General features: G+C 58.4%; 21 protein-coding genes and 1 pseudogene. 18 read left to right on the top strand and 4 right to left on the bottom strand.

Annotation, left to right across the window (positions count from 1 at the left end):
• Positions 1 to 293: hypothetical protein (locus tag ABRP98_RS10200; RefSeq protein WP_349859083.1), on the bottom strand; the 293-nt coding region annotated here is incomplete at its 3' end.
• A 126-nt stretch (positions 294 to 419) separates the two neighbouring features.
• On the opposite strand from ABRP98_RS10200, the gene ABRP98_RS10195 reads away from it, so the two are divergent.
• Both ABRP98_RS10195 and ABRP98_RS10190 read left to right on the top strand, forming a co-directional pair.
• Positions 420 to 1,040 (top strand): Ltp family lipoprotein, encoded by a 621-nt coding sequence (locus ABRP98_RS10195; protein ID WP_349859082.1) that lies wholly within the window; start codon positions 420 to 422, stop codon positions 1,038 to 1,040.
• Between the two features lie 49 nt (positions 1,041 to 1,089).
• Positions 1,090 to 1,236, top strand: coding sequence for a hypothetical protein (locus tag ABRP98_RS10190; RefSeq protein WP_349859080.1), 147 nt, complete (start codon positions 1,090 to 1,092; stop codon positions 1,234 to 1,236).
• A gap of 38 nt (positions 1,237 to 1,274) precedes the next feature.
• Here ABRP98_RS10190 and ABRP98_RS10185 read toward each other — a convergent pair whose 3' ends face one another.
• Positions 1,275 to 1,991: a trimeric intracellular cation channel family protein gene (locus tag ABRP98_RS10185; protein WP_349859078.1), complete on the bottom strand. Its 717-nt coding sequence runs from the start codon at positions 1,989 to 1,991 to the stop codon at positions 1,275 to 1,277.
• A gap of 137 nt (positions 1,992 to 2,128) precedes the next feature.
• Between ABRP98_RS10185 and ABRP98_RS10180 the strand changes: the two genes are divergently transcribed.
• From ABRP98_RS10180 to ABRP98_RS10165, 4 genes are all read left to right on the top strand, one after another.
• Positions 2,129 to 3,325, top strand: a complete 1,197-nt coding sequence (locus tag ABRP98_RS10180; RefSeq protein ID WP_349859076.1) for an MFS transporter — start codon at positions 2,129 to 2,131, stop codon at positions 3,323 to 3,325.
• Positions 3,326 to 3,394: 69 nt separating this feature from the next.
• A complete protein-coding gene (gene glmU, locus ABRP98_RS10175; RefSeq protein ID WP_349859074.1) occupies positions 3,395 to 4,840 on the top strand; it encodes a bifunctional UDP-N-acetylglucosamine diphosphorylase/glucosamine-1-phosphate N-acetyltransferase GlmU in 1,446 nt (481 codons plus the stop codon).
• 16 nt (positions 4,841 to 4,856) lie between these two features.
• Entirely contained in the window at positions 4,857 to 5,831 is a 975-nt protein-coding gene (locus tag ABRP98_RS10170; protein WP_284771310.1) for a ribose-phosphate diphosphokinase, read from the top strand.
• Between the two features lie 460 nt (positions 5,832 to 6,291).
• Positions 6,292 to 6,957, top strand: coding sequence for a 50S ribosomal protein L25/general stress protein Ctc (locus ABRP98_RS10165; RefSeq protein ID WP_349836387.1), 666 nt, complete (start codon positions 6,292 to 6,294; stop codon positions 6,955 to 6,957).
• A gap of 73 nt (positions 6,958 to 7,030) precedes the next feature.
• Here ABRP98_RS10165 and ABRP98_RS10160 read toward each other — a convergent pair whose 3' ends face one another.
• Positions 7,031 to 7,186 carry a hypothetical protein gene (locus ABRP98_RS10160; protein WP_023027927.1) on the bottom strand — a complete coding sequence of 52 codons (156 nt, stop codon included), beginning with the start codon at positions 7,184 to 7,186 and terminating at the stop codon, positions 7,031 to 7,033.
• 154 nt (positions 7,187 to 7,340) lie between these two features.
• On the opposite strand from ABRP98_RS10160, the gene pth (ABRP98_RS10155) reads away from it, so the two are divergent.
• From pth (ABRP98_RS10155) to ABRP98_RS10125, 7 genes are all read left to right on the top strand, one after another.
• Positions 7,341 to 7,874 (top strand): aminoacyl-tRNA hydrolase, encoded by a 534-nt coding sequence (gene pth / locus ABRP98_RS10155; RefSeq protein ID WP_349859072.1) that lies wholly within the window; start codon positions 7,341 to 7,343, stop codon positions 7,872 to 7,874.
• A gap of 5 nt (positions 7,875 to 7,879) precedes the next feature.
• On the top strand, positions 7,880 to 8,719 hold the full coding sequence (locus tag ABRP98_RS10150; RefSeq protein ID WP_349859071.1) for a fumarylacetoacetate hydrolase family protein: 840 nt from the start codon (positions 7,880 to 7,882) through the stop codon (positions 8,717 to 8,719).
• Positions 8,720 to 8,819: 100 nt separating this feature from the next.
• Positions 8,820 to 9,695: a polyphosphate kinase 2 gene (gene ppk2 / locus ABRP98_RS10145; protein ID WP_349859069.1), complete on the top strand. Its 876-nt coding sequence runs from the start codon at positions 8,820 to 8,822 to the stop codon at positions 9,693 to 9,695.
• A 31-nt stretch (positions 9,696 to 9,726) separates the two neighbouring features.
• Positions 9,727 to 10,905 (top strand): sensor histidine kinase, encoded by a 1,179-nt coding sequence (locus tag ABRP98_RS10140; RefSeq protein ID WP_349859067.1) that lies wholly within the window; start codon positions 9,727 to 9,729, stop codon positions 10,903 to 10,905.
• Complete coding sequence (locus ABRP98_RS10135) at positions 10,898 to 11,557, top strand: response regulator transcription factor (RefSeq protein ID WP_349859065.1); 660 nt, start codon at positions 10,898 to 10,900, stop codon at positions 11,555 to 11,557. The genes ABRP98_RS10140 and ABRP98_RS10135 overlap by 8 nt, the downstream gene beginning before the upstream one ends.
• 85 nt (positions 11,558 to 11,642) lie before the next feature.
• The gene (locus ABRP98_RS10130; protein ID WP_284771104.1) at positions 11,643 to 12,356 is read left to right on the top strand and encodes an ATP-binding cassette domain-containing protein; all 714 of its coding nucleotides are present in this window, start codon (positions 11,643 to 11,645) and stop codon (positions 12,354 to 12,356) included.
• Positions 12,349 to 13,845, top strand: coding sequence for an ABC-2 family transporter permease (locus ABRP98_RS10125; protein ID WP_296090675.1), 1,497 nt, complete (start codon positions 12,349 to 12,351; stop codon positions 13,843 to 13,845). Before ABRP98_RS10130 ends, ABRP98_RS10125 begins: the two co-directional genes overlap by 8 nt.
• A gap of 46 nt (positions 13,846 to 13,891) precedes the next feature.
• Here the strand turns inward: ABRP98_RS10125 and ABRP98_RS10120 are convergent.
• A pseudogene (locus ABRP98_RS10120) lies at positions 13,892 to 14,842 on the bottom strand (glyceraldehyde-3-phosphate dehydrogenase); the annotation flags it as partial.
• A gap of 270 nt (positions 14,843 to 15,112) precedes the next feature.
• Here ABRP98_RS10120 and ABRP98_RS10115 point away from each other — a divergent pair.
• The 5 genes from ABRP98_RS10115 to pth (ABRP98_RS10095) are packed head-to-tail and all read left to right on the top strand — an operon-like array spanning position 15,113 to position 18,425.
• On the top strand, positions 15,113 to 15,745 hold the full coding sequence (locus tag ABRP98_RS10115; RefSeq protein WP_349859063.1) for a hypothetical protein: 633 nt from the start codon (positions 15,113 to 15,115) through the stop codon (positions 15,743 to 15,745).
• On the top strand, positions 15,738 to 16,475 hold the full coding sequence (locus ABRP98_RS10110; RefSeq protein WP_349859062.1) for a hypothetical protein: 738 nt from the start codon (positions 15,738 to 15,740) through the stop codon (positions 16,473 to 16,475). Before ABRP98_RS10115 ends, ABRP98_RS10110 begins: the two co-directional genes overlap by 8 nt.
• 10 nt (positions 16,476 to 16,485) lie before the next feature.
• On the top strand, positions 16,486 to 16,968 hold the full coding sequence (locus ABRP98_RS10105; protein ID WP_349859060.1) for a hypothetical protein: 483 nt from the start codon (positions 16,486 to 16,488) through the stop codon (positions 16,966 to 16,968).
• 42 nt (positions 16,969 to 17,010) lie between these two features.
• Positions 17,011 to 17,820, top strand: a complete 810-nt coding sequence (locus tag ABRP98_RS10100) for an FtsK/SpoIIIE domain-containing protein (protein ID WP_349859059.1) — start codon at positions 17,011 to 17,013, stop codon at positions 17,818 to 17,820.
• On the top strand, positions 17,817 to 18,425 hold the full coding sequence (gene pth / locus ABRP98_RS10095; protein WP_349859058.1) for an aminoacyl-tRNA hydrolase: 609 nt from the start codon (positions 17,817 to 17,819) through the stop codon (positions 18,423 to 18,425). The genes ABRP98_RS10100 and pth (ABRP98_RS10095) overlap by 4 nt, the downstream gene beginning before the upstream one ends.
• The last annotated feature ends 139 nt before the right edge of the window (positions 18,426 to 18,564 follow it).

Genomic DNA, 18,564 nt, shown 5'->3' with positions numbered 1-18,564 from the left:
CATGGTGGTAGATTACCTTTCTTCCCAGCCCGACTAGGCTGGATATCAGGTGTCCACCAAAAGGGGGTCAGGTCCCTGCTTTGGATAAATGTCGCGAGCAAGTAACCAACCGGGCCAAGTATCCCGGCGGAGTCAGTTTTCCAGAAGAGATTGATATTCAGTCGCCAGATTCTATAACCGATTCGCCACGGACGTACCACGCCTTTGGCCAAGTTGATTTCCCCAATGGCTTGGGCACCCCAGTCCGGGAGTTCTATTCCTGCACCATCGTCGTTGATCTGGGTGATGTGCAAGATTCCACTGTCCATGTTGCTAAAGATCCACTTCGCTAATCTCTCTCGACCACAGTCACGACAATGTGGCCAATGTCGGAAAACTTTCTTCCATATCCCTCACCCACATTGAAAGGAACGCTCACCATGAGTACCCCCTCCCCTTCTCCCTCTCCGTATTCCAATAATTCTCAACCCGCGGGCCAACCACAGGCTGGTCAACCACCAGCTGACGCGCCGCAGAAGAAAAAGGGCGGGTGCCTCAAATGGGGCGCGATCATCTTCGGTGTCCTCATCGTTATCGCCATCATTGCCGGTTTAGGCGGCAGCGATGATGAAAACAGCAGCAGCACAGACTCCACGGACCAAACCACCCAGCAAGACGCGGTGGAGGCCACCCCGGAGGAAGAAGCCCAGGAAGCTGATGCAGGCGAAGATTCCCACGCCACGCAGGATGACCAGAACGTCCCGCGCGAATTCAAAAATGCGTTAAAGAGTGCCAAGCTGTACTCAGATACCATGCACATGTCCAAGCAGGGATTGTACGACCAGCTCAGCAGCGAGTACGGCGAACAATTCAGCCCGGAAGCCGCCCAGTACGCCATTGATAATTTGGAAGCGGACTATCACGATAATGCTCTTCAAACGGCCCGCACCTACGAAGAAACGATGAGCATGTCACCCAACGCCATCTATGACCAACTCGTGAGCGAATACGGCGAAAAGTTCACCGCTGAAGAAGCACAGTACGCAGTGGATAATCTGTAGTCACCCTCACTAGCATTGAGGCACCATTGCACTCGGAAGGATTCCTGCCATGAACGCTCCACACTCCCCGTCTTCCCCGGAACCTGATGACGACTCCCAGGAGCCGTTGCCCTTAACCAAGGATCCATTCCTTAGGTGGAGCGTTCTTGTCCTTATTATCCTTATCATCATCGCCATCGTCACCAACCTGCCTTAAAGCTGGCGACGCTGTAGGCCGATGCCCCATCTAAGCCGCTAGCGCTTGCGCCGGCCGCGGCGAAAGCCTTTTAGCTCCGCCTTCTTGGCAATCGCGGCCACCTGTGCCGCGGTGTAGTTCACTGGCGCAACCCCGGCGCGGGGCAAGACCCATCCCCTCCAGTAAGAAATAATGGCCATGCCGCTGCCGACGATTGGGGAAACCACCATGCCCAAGGCGAATTGGTCATAGGATGCAAAGGTCACCATGACGATGCCGGTCACGATAGACGGCACTGCATAGAGGGGGCTGCCGCCGAAAATGGAAGGGATCTGACCGGAGGCGACATCGCGGACCATTCCCCCGCCGACGGCGGTTAAGACACCTAAAAACACGCACGGGATCATAGGCATGCCCGCAGCCAGTGCCTTCACGCAACCGGTGGTAGACCACATACCCAAAATGATGGCATCGCCGTGCTCGCGAAAAATCTCCCACGCCTTTCCCTTCAGCTCCATGAGAAAGGCGGTCAGCGCCCCGGTGCAGGCAAGGCCCAAGTACCAGGGATCTGAAATGGCGGCGGCGGGGCCGTCATCGATAAGCATGTCGCGGATCATGCCGCCAGCCAGGCCGGAAAATAAGGCGAGGAAAATAAACCCGACGATGTCGAATTCGCGGCGGCGGGCAATCGTGCCACCGATGATGCCGTTCAAGGCCACTCCGATCAGATCGAAGGCCTGGTACATCGTGTTGATGAGGGGATCCACGTCGTGCATAACAACTACTGAACATAGCCGATCGCAGCGGTTTCGCCCTTTCTAGGGGTAGGAAGTGAGTAAAGTTGATAGACGGTCTCTTCTGACCGGATTACAGTGTTATCCCGCTTTGTCTCGGTTATCTCGAAAGTTCTTTCATGTCTAACTCAAATGCCAGGTACTTCATCTGGTCCAATGGCCTACAAAATTTAGGCGACCAGATCGTTGCCTCCAAAACGGTGCTGCCGGCGCTCTTTAATGCGGCAGGCGTCCCCGCCTTCTTCACCGGCCTGCTTACCCCTATCCGGGAATCTGGCTCCATGCTGCCGCAGGCCGCTCTTACCCCCTGGGTGACCACGCACCGCGCACGCAAGCGCTTGTGGATGATCGGCTCGACCGGCCAAGCTATCTCCGCCGCCGTGATTGCCCTTGCAGCTTTCTTTATACGCGGCGCATGGTTGGGCGTGATTGTACTTCTTGCATTGGCGGCGCTTTCCCTGTTCCGCGCGTTGTGTTCCATCGCTGGCAAAGACGTCCAAGCGCGCACGATTTCCAAGGGACAGCGCGGCCGGGTGACTGGATCCGCAACGGCCTTGGGCGGCGGGGCCACCCTGCTTGCCGGTGTCATCTTATTCCTCTTGGGGGATCTCACGATCTCTACTATGGGCATCGTTTTATTGGTCGGCGCTTCTACCTGGGCCATTGCCACGTGGGTATTTTCGCACGTGGAAGAGCCGGTGCCGGAGGGGGAACAAGAGGGCATCGATAAGAGCTGGTGGTCAGATACGTGGAAGCTTTTCACTGACGATGCCCAGTTCCGCAACTTCGTCATCGTTCGCGCACTGCTGCTGGTCTCGGCGCTTTCTACCGCTTTTATCGTGCTGCTGCACGATGACCTATCTGGTGTCTTCGGCTTCGTGATTGCCTCTGGTTTGGCCTCACTTATCGGTGGGCGAGTTTCTGGCATATTTTCGGATAAATCCTCCAAAAACACCATGGCGGCTGGTGCTGCCGCCTCCTCCGTTATCATCCTGCTCATCGTGGCTAGTTCCCACTGGGCCCCAGACGCTATGAATGCTTGGGTCATGCCGCTCGGCTTCTTTGCCGTCAATCTCGCGCATACGTCTGTTCGCGTGGCGCGAAAGACCTACGTAGTGGATATGGCCGGTGGGGATAAAAGGACGCAGTACGTGGGTGCGGCTAACACCATGATGGGCATTATTTTGCTCATCGTGGGTGGTATTTCTTCCGTCATCGCTCTCGCGGGGCCAGAGGCAGCGTTGATTTTCTTGGCGCTCGTCGGCTTTATTGGAGTGTGGCGCGCGGGCAGCCTTAAGGAGGTTTCTCGCACATAGTTTAAATATGGACTATAAGATAAAGCCCGAAGAACTAATCAAACTCAACCCCCAGGAGTTTTGTTGACCGTGGAAGCAACTACCCCAAGTGCCGTCGTCGTCCTTGCGGCGGGCGCCGGCACGCGCATGAAATCCACAAAGCAAAAGACTTTGCACGAAATTGGCGGTCGCACGCTGCTTGGACACGCGCTGCACGCCGCGGCGGGTATTAACCCGGATCACCTCGTAACCGTCGTGGGCCACCAGCGCGAGCAGGTCTCGCCCGTCGTAGAAAAAATTGCGAATGAGCTGGACCGTGAGGTCGTGCAGGCCCTGCAGGAAGAACAGCGCGGTACCGGCCATGCCGTGTCCTGCGGGATTTGCCCAATTTCTGATTTCGAAGGCACCATCATCGTCACCAACGGTGATGTGCCGCTTTTGACCCCAGAAACCATCGAGGGGTTGCGCGATACCCACACCGCTCAAGGCAATGCGGTCACGGTGTTATCCATGCGCATTGCAGATCCCACCGGCTATGGCCGCATCATTCGCGACACAGACGGGTCTGTGTCCGCCATCGTGGAGCACAAGGATGCCACCGAAGAACAGCGCCTAGTTAATGAGGTCAACTCCGGTGTTTTCGCTTTCGATGCGGCAACATTGCGGGATGCCCTGACCAAGCTTGATACCAATAATGCGCAGGGCGAGCTCTACATTACCGATGTCCTCGAAATCGCCCGCACCGCCGGACATGGCGTGGGTGCGCACGTGGCCGCCGATCCGCAGGAACTCGCCGGGGTCAATGACCGCGTGCAGCTGGCCGCCGCCGGCCGCGAGCTCAATCGCCGCATGGTGGAAAAAGCCATGCGCGGCGGTGCCACAATCATCGATCCGGAAACCACCTGGATTGGTGTCAATGTCACCATCGGCACCGATGTCACCATCCACCCCGGCACCCAGCTGTGGGGTGCAACGAGCATCGCCGATAATGCCGAGGTCGGCCCGGATTCCACCTTGACGAATATGCAGATCGGTACCGGCGCATCCGTGGTCCGCACGCACGGCAGCGATTCCGTCATCGGCGTCAACGCCAAGATCGGGCCATTTACCTATATTCGCCCGAATACCATCGTGGGCGAAGACGGCAAGCTCGGCGGCTTCGTCGAGGCGAAGAATGCCGAGCTCGGCCGCGGTACCAAGGTGCCGCACCTTACCTATATTGGTGATGCCACCGTGGGCGAGGAATCAAATATTGGTGCGTCCTCCGTTTTCGTCAATTACGACGGTGTGAACAAGCACCACACCACCATTGGCAGCCACGTGCGCACCGGCTCAGATACGATGTTTATCGCTCCAGTCAATGTCGGTGATGGCGCGTACTCCGGTGCGGGTACAGTAATTAAAGACGATGTTCCCGCGGGAGCACTCGTAGTCTCCGGTGGCAAACAGCGCAATATCGAAGGCTGGGTTGAAAAGAAGCGTCCGGGCACCCCAGCGGCAGAAGCCGCAGCCCGTGCACAGGACAACGAAAAGTAAAGGGGCATATTCTCCTATGACTGGCAAAGTAACTGGTAGTAGCAAGAACATGAAGCTCTTTTCTGGGCGCGCACACCCAGAATTGGCAGAGGCAGTGGCAAAGGAACTCAAGACTGATCTGGTTCCTACCACCGCCCGGGACTTCGCCAATGGCGAAATCTTTATCCGCTTCGAAGAGTCCGTGCGCGGCGCTGACTGCTTCGTTATGCAATCGCATTCCCAACCGCTCAATAAGTGGCTGATGGAACAGCTCATCATGATCGATGCACTGAAGCGTGGTTCCGCTAAGCGCATCACTGCGATTTTGCCGTTCTACCCATATGCGCGTCAGGATAAAAAGCACTTGGGCCGCGAGCCCATTTCCGCTCGCCTGGTCGCAGATCTCCTGCAGGCAGCCGGCGCGGACCGCATCGTCTCGGTAGACCTGCACACGGACCAGATTCAAGGCTTCTTCGACGGCCCGGTGGACCACATGCACGCCCAGCCCATCTTGACCGACTACATCAAGTCCAAGTACGCCACCGATAACATCGCCGTAGTCTCCCCCGATGCCGGCCGCGTGAAGGTCGCCGAAAAGTGGGCCCACGACCTGGGCGATGCCCCGCTGGCCTTCGTCCACAAGACCCGTTCCAATACCGAGGCCAATAAGACGGTCTCCAACCGCGTGGTGGGTGAAGTTGAGGGCAAGGATTGCGTGCTTCTCGATGACATGATTGACACCGGTGGCACCATCGCCGGCGCCGTGCGTGTGCTCAAGGAAGCGGGCGCAAAGAAGGTCATCATCGCCTGCACCCACGGCGTCTTCTCTGACCCTGCCCGCGAGCGCCTGTCCGAGTGCGGTGCCGAGGAAGTCATCACCACCGATACCCTGCCGCAGTCCACCGAAGGCTGGTCCAACCTCAAGGTCCTGTCCATCGCCCCACTGCTGGCTCGGACCATCCACGAGATCTTCGAAAACGGTTCCGTGACTACCCTTTTCGATCGCGCATAAGCGTTTCGCCGGTCGCACTACACCTCGCACCCCGCCCTTCGCGCTCACCGTGAACGGCGGGGTGTTGGTGTTTTCCATCCCCGTGAGCGCCAAGGGCGTCGCAGGTACGCGCAAGCACCACAGCCTGCCGTTCTCCCACCCGCCCTTCGCGCTCACTGCGTAACCCGAGTTACAGATATACGCGCCGCCGGTGAGCGCGAAGGGCGCAATCTGAGGAAAGGGCGCGAAGGAAGATTAACGGGGTGGGTTTTGGTTTCGTCGGCCGAGAGATGCTAATCTAACTCAGTCTCGGCGAGGGCGACTCAAAAATTGGGAAGCCGTTATCGACGCGATTGAAGTTAGAGCATGTTGCTTTTATTGACGCCTGCGATGACTCGTCCAAGACGTTCATCGGCAGGCTTTCGTCGTTTTTATACCTTCGATAGCCTCGCCGCACTACACCGACAAAGGAGATTGCATCATGGCAGAGCGCCCAATTATTAAAGCAGAACCACGTACCGTCTTTGGCAAGGGCTACGCCCGCCGCCTGCGCCGCGACTGGAAGGTTCCCGGCGTAATCTACGGTAGCGACCAGGAGCCCGTACACTTCGCAGTGCCACTGCTGGACATCCAGTCCCTCGTTCGCAACAACGGTGTCAACGCCGTTCTGGAGCTTGAGCTTGAGGGCGAGCAGTACCTGACCATGGTCAAGAACGTTGACCAGAACGTGCTCACCATGGACATCGACCACGTTGACTTGCTGCTGATTAAGCGCGGCGAGAAGGTCGAGGTTGAGGTTCCGATTACCCTGACCGGCGAGTCCGCACCGGGCACCATGCACATTCAGGATGCAGACGTCCTCATGGTTGAGGCTGACGTACTAAGCATTCCGGAAGAGATCGAGCTGTCCATCGAGGGCCTCGAGGACGGCGAGGTCATCACCGCCGCCGACATCACCATGCCGGAAGGCACCACCCTGGTGGCAGACCCAGAGACCGTTATCCTCTCCATCTCCCTGCCTGAGGTTGACGAGGAGCTCGAAGAGGCCGCTGAGGCTGCTGAGGAAGGCGGCGCCGACGCTGGTGCCGACTCCGTCGACGAAGAGGGCGAAGGCGAGTCCTCCGAATCCGACGACTCCGAGGAGTAGTTTCCCACTCCCCCAAACGCATTTCGCCGTGAGCAGCAATGCTCACGGCGATATCGCAGTTTTATAGATGGTTTTATAAATCTTGTCCGGCAAGTTCACGAATTCTAGGCGTGATTTCAATCTTGCCCTTGCCTTCCTTAGCGCGCTTGATAATGAGCCGCGCAGCAGCAACTTTGCTACTAGGTACATTTTCGGTTTCGCGATCAACTTCAGTTGATTTTTCGGACATGGGGCGCACCTCCTTAATCACTACGATACTTCCCCAAGTCCACCGCTGTAAGAGGTATTTTTAGGAGCCGAGCAGCAATGATACTCGGCGGCATATTCTATGGAGCATAGACTTGTATTTCCAATAGAATTTCAATTTATGCGACAATAATGCAGTGACTCCACTACTCGTAGTAGGCCTTGGCAATCCTGGCCCGAAGTATTCCGGCACGCGACACAATGTCGGCTTCGACGTTGCCGATGAGCTCGCCGGTGAATTAATGAGCAGCTTTTCGGTGTATAAGAAGACTAATACCGAGGTCGCGGAAGGAATGCTATCCGGGCGCAAGGTAATCTGCGCTAAACCGCGGTTCTTTATGAACCTGTCTGGCGGGCCGATCAAGGCACTCGCCCAGTACTTCCATCTGGCACCCGCAGATATTGTGGTGGTGCACGATGAATTAGAACTCGACTTCGGGACCGTGAAATTGCACCAAGGCGGTGGCGATCACGGGCACAACGGTCTGCGCTCTACTACGAAGTCGCTCGGTACTAAGGACTATCAGCGCCTTTCTATCGGCATCGGAAGGCCGCCAGGCCGGATGGATCCGGCATCGTTTGTGCTCAAGCCGTGGTCCAAACAAGAAAAGGTGGAGATCCCCATCCTCTGCGCTGACGCAGTAGCAGAAATAAGGAGTGCGCTAGACTAGCTGGCATGAAATTGGCTACTCTTCGCACCGCGTTCGGCAACTCCGCAATCCGCATTGAAGGCGATAATGTGGGAGTGGAGCTGGACTACGAAGACGTAGGAGCGCTGCTGCGCAGCGAAGATTGGCGCAAGGCCGCACAACTATCCGGCGAGCCAATAGTCTTTAATCAGCATGATTTAGAAGCAGTCGTCCCAACGCCAGGGAAGATCATCTGCGTAGGCCTTAATTACGCCAAGCATATCCGGGAAATGGGCCGTGAATTTCCAGAGCACCCCACGCTGTTCATCAAGTTCGCCGATGCTCTGACTGGCCCCTACGATGACGTCTATATCCCCGAGTACGCAACCCAGAAGCTGGACTATGAGGGTGAGCTAGCGGTGGTCATCGGCGAGCGCGCGCACCGCGTAACCCGCGCAGACGCATTAGATTACGCGGCGGGGTATTCCATCATGAATGACTACACCCTGCGCGATTTTCAGCGTCAGACCAGCCAGTTCCACGCGGGCAAGTCTTTTTATCGCACCGCAGGCTTTGGGCCTTGGCTGACCACCCCTGATGAATGGGCGCCGGGCAAAAGCGCGCGGCTGACCACCACGGTTAATGGCGAGGTGCGCCAGCAAGACAATACCGATGACCTCATCTTTTCCATCGCTGAGCTCATCGAATTTTGCTCACAGCTCTATCCCCTCAACCCCGGTGACGTCATCGTGACCGGTACGCCCGAAGGCGTTGGGTTTGCCCGCGACCCGCAGCAATTCCTCCAGGATGGCGATACGGTCGCCATAGACATCGAAGGGCTCGGTCATATTTCTAATACCAATCGCTACGGCGAGCCCGGCCTCTAAGCCTGCTGCACATACCCCGCACAAGCTGTGGTTGGGTTCTCACTCCTACGAGGGCACACCAGTTTTCTAGATAGGGCCACCAAGCCGTTAAGCTGGAAGAATGAGCACCAAAAGCAGCAAATCCCCTAAGAAGCTGAATAAGAAGGCCTACGAAAAAGAGCTCGAGCGGTTGCAAGCAGAGCTCGTCGATATGCAGCAGTGGGTTGTTGAAACCGGCGCCCGCGTGGTCATCATCATGGAAGGCCGCGACGCCGCCGGCAAGGGTTCTGCCATCAAGCGCATCACGCAGTATCTCAACCCCCGCACCTGCCGGATCGAGGCTCTTCCGGCCCCGAACTCGCGCGAACAGGGCCAGTGGTATTTCCAGCGCTACGTGGAAAAGCTGCCGACCAAGGGCGAAATCGTCATCTTTGACCGCTCTTGGTACAACCGCGCCGGCGTTGAGCGCGTCATGGGCTTTTGCACCGACCAAGAATACGTCCGCTTCTTGCACCAGGCTCCCACCTTTGAGCAGATGCTTGTGGAAGACGGCATCATCCTGCGCAAGTACTGGTACTCTGTCTCTGATGAAGAGCAGATTAAGCGCTTTGAATCCCGCCGCAATGATCCGCTGCGCCGCTGGAAGCTCTCCCCCATGGATCTCCAATCCATTACCCGCTGGGAAGACTATTCCCGCGCCAAGGATGCCATGTTCATCCACACCGATACCCCGACCGCGCCGTGGTACACCGTGGAGTCTGAGGATAAAAAGCGCTCGCGCATCAACGTCATTTCGCACCTGCTCAATACCATCCCTTACGAAAAGATCGAGCGCGAGCTGCCGGAAATCCCACACCGTCCCGATTCCGATGGCAAGACCTACGAGCGCCCAGACCGCGAAGAGTTCCGCTATGTGCCGGATGTAGCCGCCAAGCTAGAGGACTCGTCTAAAAAGAAGGGTAAGAAGAAAAGCAAGAAGAAGGACAAAAAGAAGTAGTCCCCCCGAAGGCGTACTACTATGTCCGACTATGAGCACTGACACCGTCGCCAGAACACGCTTGGGGGATAAAATCCTCACCGCGGTGGCAGCGCTCATCGCGGTGTTTTATCTCATTAGTGCATGGGCGAATCCCGGTGCTATCGAACTCATCCAAGCAGCGCTATCGCTTTTATTTTTACCCTTCATCTGGGTCTGGCGTACCAAACCGGTACTCAGCGCAGCTGGCTTTATCGTCCTCCTTGGTGCGTGGGCCGCGGCGTGGATAAGCCAGCTACCAGCAAACCTCGGGGTCACCCCATGGGCATTGACCGCGCCGATGGCCGTCTACGCCACCTCCCGCTACGTGGAACGCCGCTCAATTCCCCGCGCGGTGCTTATCGCCGCGTTTCTGGGTTCCTTTGTATCGCCTGCTATGTGGCGCATTGACCCCGAGTCCTTTTTATTATCTTTCCAGCTAGATCGCCGCTACATCGCCTTGCTGGTGGTGCATTGGGCAGTGCTCGGCAGCGCCTATTTCATCGCCGCACGCTATTTTGATCTGGATAGGCAACGCGAGCGCTTAGCTCAAGAACGGTTCCACCAAGCGCAGGAGGAAGAGCGCTTACTCATTGCGCGGGAATTGCACGATGTCTTGGCCCATTCCCTCACCTTGATCAAGGTTCAGGCTAATGCCGGGATTATCGCCGCGCGCACGGATACCACCGCCGCAGAGTCCACTTTGAAGAGCATTCGCGATGGTGCGGATTCCGCGCTGGAGGAAGTGCGCGGCATCGTCACGGCGCTACGCAGTACGGGGCCCACGGCGTTAGAACCCGCGCAGCAGCTCGAGCATGTACAGAGCATCATCGATGGCTTTCGCACCGCTGGTCTGAAGATTGACGCGGAATTGCCTTCCTCCTACGAGGTTTCCGCGCTGACTCAGCTAGCCGTAGTGCGCATCATTTCTGAAGGGCTGACCAATGCCCTGCGCCATCAAGGCCCCGGCACGCATGTGCGGCTAAAACTTACGCTTTCCGATGCCGCACGAGTCACCCTCACCTCCACCGCTACGTCGCCTACGCCCAGTGAGGTATCCGGCAGCGGTGTGGGTTTGGTGGGAGTTAAGGAACGCGCCCAAGCGTTAGGCGGACACTTAACCAGCAATGGTGATGCCCAGAAATTTACACTGGATGCGGAACTTCCATTACACAAGGACAACCATGCCTAAGATTCGCGTCATGCTTGCAGACGATCAAGCGATGCTCGTCGCTGCCTTATCGACCATCTTGAACGCGCAGGAAGATATTGAGGTGGTGGCTACCGCAGCCTCCGGAGGCGACGCCGTCTCCTTGGCACTTCGATTCCGCATTGATGTGGCCATTTTGGATATACGAATGCCTGGCATGGATGGAATCGCCGCGGCTCAAGCCATTCTCTCCCGCACCCCTGACTGCCGGATCATCATGCTCACCACGTTCAATGAAGAAGATCTGGTATCCCAATCTATTGCCGCCGGTGCGCATGGATTCTTGCTAAAAAATGCTGATCCAGAGGTTCTGGTACAAGCCGTACGCGACGTTGCTAAGGGCGAGTCTGTCCTCGCCTCCCAGGTAACGGGCCCTGTTTTAGAGGGCTACCGCAAGGCGCTAACGCACAGCCAGCTCAGTCCGCACGAACGCCAAGGGCTTAGCCTAGTTACTCGGCGCGAGATGGAGGTGCTCGCGCTCATCGCGCGCGGTGCTACAAATAGCGAGATTGCCGGCCACATGTCTATCGCAGATACCACGGTAAAAACGCATGTCTCCGCGCTGATGTCCAAGCTAGCTGCACGCGACCGCGTGGCTTTGGTGCTGCTGGCGCACAAAGCTGGCATTGCCTAGTCTCCTACTGTGGTAGGACTACCCCGGCGCGAAGACCGTCTCGAGGGCTGAAGATTAAGGCAGTAACGCGGCTCATACTTTTCGTATGAGCTATGAGGTTTCTTTCGAACACATCACAAAGTCTTTCGGCTCCCAGGCAGTACTGCGGGATATAAGTTTTCGTGTTTCACCTGGCCGCGTACACGCTGTGCTCGGGAGAAATGGCGCCGGCAAGTCCACCTTGTTTTCCATTTTCCTCGGGCTTCTGCCCGCCGATTCGGGAACGGTGCGCGTGGCTGGCAAACCATGGTCGCGCGAGGTTCTCGACCATGTTGGTGCCTCGGTTAACGGGCCGGCTTTCTATGGCCACCTTTCTGCCACGGATAACCTCCGCGTGCATACCCGCCTTCTCGGATTGCCTGATACTGAAATCGACCGTGTCTTGCACATTGCTGGTCTAGCCGGAGCTGGTTCTAAGAAGGCAAAGTCTTTTTCCACCGGAATGAAAGCCCGCTTGGCCTTAGCCCAGGCCCTACTCGGTGATCCAGAAATCTTATTGCTTGATGAACCGCAAAATGGACTCGATCCACAGGGCATCGCGGAGCTGCGCCAGCTCCTCCAGCAGCTCGCCGCCGCTGGGCACACAGTCGTGGTCAGCTCCCATCAACTCGGTGAGGTCCTTCACCTAGCCCATGACATCACTATCCTGTCCCAAGGCACCATCCGGTATTCCGGCTCCCTGCAAGAACTCGCCCCCAGCGGTGAATTGGAAGCCGAATTCTTCCGCCTGACTTCTGCAGATGGTGAGACCGATGAGTAACCAGTATCGACGGTATCTCTCAGCAGAACTACTGCGCAGCCGCGGCAGCGCCCTGCAGTGGCTACCATTACTCGCCCTGCCCCTAGTGATAATGACGGTATTCTTTTCTGCGTTCACCTCCTCCGCTGAGGACGCTACCGGGGTTCTTGGCTGGCAGTCCATGTTTATCACCGGCATGTACGCTCCACTCATAGCGCTTTTTGCTGGCATTCCTGAGCGCCGCGAGGCACTCAGCCGTAGCGGCGGCACCCTATGGCGCCGGCTTCATCCTCGCTACGAGCATGCCTCCCGGTTCCTCATCGTCTTGGCAAGCCTCGCAGTATTTCACCTACTTAATTTCGGTCTGTCCTGGGCGGCGGTTGCAATACAAGCACGGACAGACCACCAGCTGCTCATCATCGCTGGGGCTTATTCTTTGATCGGGGCTATTGGCATCGCGGGGCTTGCGACCGCAGGCGCCCGCAGGCTGGGCCTTGCCGTCACGCTTATCCTCGCGGTTATCTGGCAGGTCATTAGTGTGCTTCCTCGCGTTGTCGAGGGGCCGCTATGGTGGGCCTTTCCGCCCGCCTGGCCGCTACGGTTACTATTGCCTGCGCTGCGCATCCACCAGAATTCGGTTCCGCTCGAGCCTGGCGATCCACTCCTGCAGGAAAGCCCGCTTCCGGCATTGGCGTTGTGCCTCATCCTCGCTGTAGCAGGCTCTTTGACCGCGACCATGACGCCTGGCCGAGTACGTCCGCTTTCCCGACGCCGGCGCGTTACGGCGCCCACGGTCAGTACCGCCGCCACGCCAGCTCAGGGTTGGCAGCCTGCCACTGTCTCTCGTGCCGCTGCCCACTCGCGCCGTGCCGATGCGCTCCGGGGGTTTCACCGGGCCATAATGACACCAGCGGTCATTACGTGCTTGGTATCAAGCGCCTTAGCTCTGTTCTTTATTGCCTTTATCTACCCACCACGTTATGTACAGGGATTCTTCGTATTTCTGCTTCTCCCCGTGGGTGCCGGTGTACTTCCTATGCTGGTCTGGCCGGGGTTCTCGGGCGCGTGGCCAATTGTTTATACAGAATCTCGCCACTGCTCTACTGCCCTTCTCCTGTGGTTACTGAGCATCATCACAGCGGTGTGCACGTGTGCTTCGCTCGCGGTTATCTTCGCCGGTGGTGCTGCCCTAACCGTACCAGCGCAATTACCCCTAGCCATCGGCGTGGGATACGTCCTTACGGTGATATCTCTCATCGTCGTCATCCGCTTTGGTATTTGGAGCTCACTTGCTCTGACAATCGTCGGCACCATTGTCTCCGTGACGGTAGGCGGCGATGTCCTCGCGAAGACTATCCTTTGGCTCGTTGCCTTCCCCGCCTGGCCGATGAATGCGGATTCTCCCGGACGCTACGCCTGTGCTGCGATAATGACCCTCCTTTTCGCCGCCATTACTTCGTGGGCCGCCAGGCGGTTGCTGCGCACACGGGCACTTCGCCCTACCGATTAAATAACTAAGGCCCGCGGGGACTCCGCGGGCCTTAAATTATGCGAGCTTAAAGCTCAGAGGGAGATAAGCGCTTGGGCAGGACCACCGGGCGGGCATTAGAAAGCCCCTCCACCACGCGGATGACCTGGTTGGAGTAGCCAAACTCGTTGTCGTACCAGACGTAGAGCACCAAGTGCTTGCCGGAGGCGATGGTGGCGATGCCATCAACGATGCCGGCATTGGTATTGCCCACGAAGTCGCTAGAGACGACCTCTGGGGAGGCAATGTAGGAAATCTGCTGGCGCAGATCCGAATGCAGGGAGACATTGCGCAGGAAGTCATTGACCTCATCGCGGTCGACTTCTTGCTCCAGCTCTAGGTTAAGCACCGCCATGGACACGTCCGGGGTGGGAACGCGGATGGCGTTACCGGTCAGCTTGCCTTCGAACTCAGGCAGGGCCTTGGCCACGGCCTTGGCAGCACCGGTGGCGGCAAGCACCATGTTCAGGCCAGCGGCGCGGCCGCGGCGCTCGCCCTTGTGGTAGTTATCAATGAGGTTTTGGTCATTGGTAAACGAGTGCGCGGTTTCCACGTGGCCGTGCGCCACGCCGTAGCGGTCATTGATCACCTTGAGCACCGGGGTAATGCCGTTGGTAGTACAGGAGGCTGCCGACAAAATGCTGTCAGACTCCTCGATAATGCTGTGGTTAATTCCGTAGACGATGTTCTTCACATCGCCCTTGCCCGGCGCGGTGAGCAGAACCTTGGAAACGCCCTTGGACTGCAGGTGCTGTGACAGCCCCTCACGGTCACGTCAGCGGCCGGTGTTGTCGATGACAATCGCATCGTTGAGGTCGTACGCGGTGTAGTCAACAGTAGCCGGGTCATTGGAGTAGATGACCTGGATCGGGGTGCCGTTTGCCCAAATAATGTTGTTTTCGCGGTCAACCGAGATAGTGCCGTCGAATGCACCGGGGACAGAGTCACGGCGCAGCAGCGAAGCACGCTTGACGATGTCGTCGTGGGAGACCAGGAAATTGTTGCCGTCCAGGTGGGTCGTGTGCTGCGGTGGCCTGCCCGCCCGCTGCGCGAGGCGCTGGGGCTGGTGACCGGGAAATGAGCAGGAGCATGAAAAAGAAATTGGGCTACGTCGGCCTCGGCTTCCTGCTGGCCGGTGGCGGCGGAGCCGCTGCGGAAATCGACCCCAGCCAGCTACTCCACCTATTAGGAGGTCTGCTGTGAGTACACGGGAAAACGTCACAGTGACGCTTAGGTTGGAGGTAGCGGCATGAAATCGGTAATCCTCGACGTGCCGCCGTTTCACAGCGACGGCGCGCAAAGAGAGTTCGAAGAATTTTCTTCCACACTTCCCGGCCCGGAGCTACTTACCGCGAAATATGGCGGCGGCCGCCCGCACCCGCGTGATGTGTCGCGTCTAGCGTATGCAGCCTGCACTACACTGGCACTGCTGACCGTGTGGCTGTGGCTGCCGCACGGCACCAGTGGCAGTGGTGAGACGGTGACAGCTAGTCCGACCTCGACAGCCACCTCTACTCCGTCGCCTACGCCGTCCATTACATCGTCGCCGTACGAGCGCGGGCAGCAGCTTGTGGACGACCTCGGCCAAGTCCGCCCCTACCGTCCCGACATATTAAAGGCCTGCTTCCAGTGGGTCGGCACTGGCACCCCGCCCGCTTTCCAAGTGAACTCTGACCCGGACGCGGACACCTACCTGGTGCCCGACGGCTGTGACTCCGGCTGGCGCGAGGAGCTACCACAGGAAGCGTGGGTATGCGGCGAGGCCAGCGCCTCCAAGCGGTACTCGATATACAACGAGGCACTGGACGAGGGGCGCGTGAAGCAGCCCTATGCCACCTATCTCCTCGCCTACACCATGATTTGCGGAGGTAACGATGAATGACGAAACCCGCGTCTTCTACCCAGTAGATAACGACGAGACGACCATCATGCAGCCGCTCGGCGACCCCGACATTGACTTCGCCCCGCCACAGGAGACGGACAACCGCGCCGGGCTGCTCGACAGGCTGGGGCTTCCCCGCCCGCAGTGGAGCCTGCCGCACATCGACACTCCGCGGTGGCTGTGGCAGCCCACCTGGCGCAGGCGGTGGCTCCGCTGGCTCGCCGTGCTCGCCGCGCTGTATCTGGTCTCGGTGCTGCTGCACAATGCTGCTGCCGGGTACACGGCGGTCGCCGCCATTGCCCTGTGGCTCGCCGCATGGTTCAGGGGTCGCCGGTACGAGGTGCGGGTACCGCCACGCAGTGCCGTGACGGTCGTGTTCGACCAGAAGACAGGGCGCGGGCGCTTCGCTGATTTGGACGACGCTTTAGAGGCTGGCGGCCTGGCGAAGACCACCTACGACGAGAATGGCAAGGCTTTCCACACGGGCTGCTGCACCGTGTCGCTGACCCCACTAGCGGAAACTGGCGACGTGGAAGCGCGAGTGTCCGCGCCGTCGCAGTACCGCCTCGCTGACTTGGAAAAGAATGAGGAGCGCATTCGTCGCCGCCTCAATGTGAAAGACCTTTTTGATTTTCATATCGACCAGTCAAACGGCAATTTTGTGTTCACCATGACGACCGCTGACCGGCCGGACGCGGAGGTCGCAACGGAGTCATGGACAAACGTTTAGGAGTAAGAAAATGGCTAAAGATTTTTTCGCCGGACTCGGCGACGACACCCTGCCGCAGGTTCCCGGTGACACGGAGCAAGTAGCAGAGACGGACACCGTGGACGAGGGTTTTTGCGGCCCCGCACTTATCAACGAGGCAGTCGCTGACCTCGCCAGCTACCGCGAACGCTACTCACAGCTTGCCCAGCACGTAAAGGGCGGCTCGTTCCATGAGCCGGGGGTCGGCAAGCTGCCCGCTGACTCTGTGCACGAGCTGCTGCGTATCTACGGCGCGGTGTTTTCCCCGCAGCCGTGGCACGAGCACGTGGTGCGGTTTGAGCCGGACAGCGTAGGCCTGACACTGGAACTCGACACCGGCGACGCGGTGGAAGCCCTGCGCTCCGCCGGTTTCTACGACGTAACCAGCAATGGCCTCACGGCGCAGGTCGCGGGTCACGACATGCAAGCCACCCGCGGCTATCAGCTCGTCAAGCGCGACGCGCGCGGCCTCTAGGAGCTGGTGCAGTCCACGACGCTGGCACACTGGAACCACACCATGCACAAGCTGGGTCTCGCCTACGTCACTAAACGCGCGGACGGGGTGACCTCCTACCTCTGCCCTACTCCGCAGGGGTGGGGTGTGACAGGTGACGGTCGCGGTTATTTGGCAGTGAAAACCCCGCCGACTGTTGGGTTCGACGTTTGGAACCGGACTGTTGAAAAGCTGCGCGGTGTCGTGAAATGCGACGTTGAACTGCGCCGTTTGGCCGCTGACCGTGTGGCAATCGTCACCCCGCCGAGGGCTGCCCGCATGACCCCCTGGGTGCCTGGCGCAGACGAGCAACTCCATGTAACTGGCACCGACTCGTTGGAAGAGTTTTACGCGTCATCTGTTGCCGCGTATCCGCGCCTGGCGTGGGTGCAGGGCCGCACGGCGGACGGCGAAGTGCTGTCGGCTGCTATGGCGCGCTCACCGCACGCACTGGTCGGCGGCGGCGCTGGTAGCGGTAAGTCGTTTTGGGCCTCATGGCTGCTGACTAGCTGCGTGCTCGCGGGTGCCGATGTAATGATTGCCGACGGTAAAGGTAGCTCGGACTACGTTCCCCTGGTGCAGCACCTACCCAATGTGGTGATGTACACCTCAACCGACGCGGAGCATGTCCGCCTTATCCAGTGGGTGCATGCGGAGATGGAACACCGCTACGCGCAGCAGAAAGCCGCAGCTATCTCGGGCGAGGTGTACGAGCCGCGGCTCCTTGTAGTTTTGTTTGACCAGTACGGGGCGTTTTCAAAGTCAATCAACGTGAAGAGTCACCCGCAGAAAAATCATAAGACCGTGCACGGTGTGCCAAGATTGAACTCATGAACGTCTCCACCACGCCTCTGCTTGTCGTGGGGCTCGGCAACCCTGGGCCCAAATATGAACTCACCCGCCATAACGTCGGACATCTGGTGCTAGATGAACTAGCCAGCCGGACTTCTCCGATGCCTTCGTCGTTTAGCGTGCACAAGAAATCGAATGCTGAGATTGTGCAGACTCGGTTTAAAACCTCCGATGGTGGCGAGCGACAGGTGATTCTGGCTAAGCCCCGGACGTACATGAATCTGTCGGGTGGGCCGGTCGCGGCGCTGGCGAAGTTCCTCAATGTCGCACCTACCGACGTCGTGGTGGTCCACGATGAGCTGGACCTAGACCCGGGTGTGGTGCGCCTTAAGCGCGGCGGGGGCGAGAATGGCCACAATGGCCTGCGTTCGACATCGAAGTCATTGGGCACGAAGGACTACATGCGCGTGCGCATTGGCATTGGTCGTCCTCCGGGCCGCCAGGATCCAGCTGATTATGTGCTGCGCAACTTCAATGCCAAGGAGCGCGAGGAACTCGCTTTCACCCTGCCCACCGCGGCGGAGGCAGTGGAGCTAATCCCCAGCCACGGGCTGGAAATTGCTCAGAACCAGGTGCACGGGCGGTAGCAGATAGAGACAAATGGCAGCAACGAGCCCCCTTCCCTCCCAACTTTCACTGGGATGAGAAAAGGGGGTGTTTCTATGTAGTTTGTCAATCTCGCGGGTGGGGTGGACGGGGGCGGATCCCTAACTCGGGATTTTTAGG

Origin of the sequence: Corynebacterium sp. KPL2838 (assembly GCF_040225455.1) — a bacterium.
GTDB classification, from domain to species: Bacteria; Actinomycetota; Actinomycetes; order Mycobacteriales; family Mycobacteriaceae; genus Corynebacterium; species Corynebacterium rhinophilum.
Note: the sequence above shows the minus strand (reverse complement) of the source record. Positions and strands in the feature narration are given on the sequence as shown.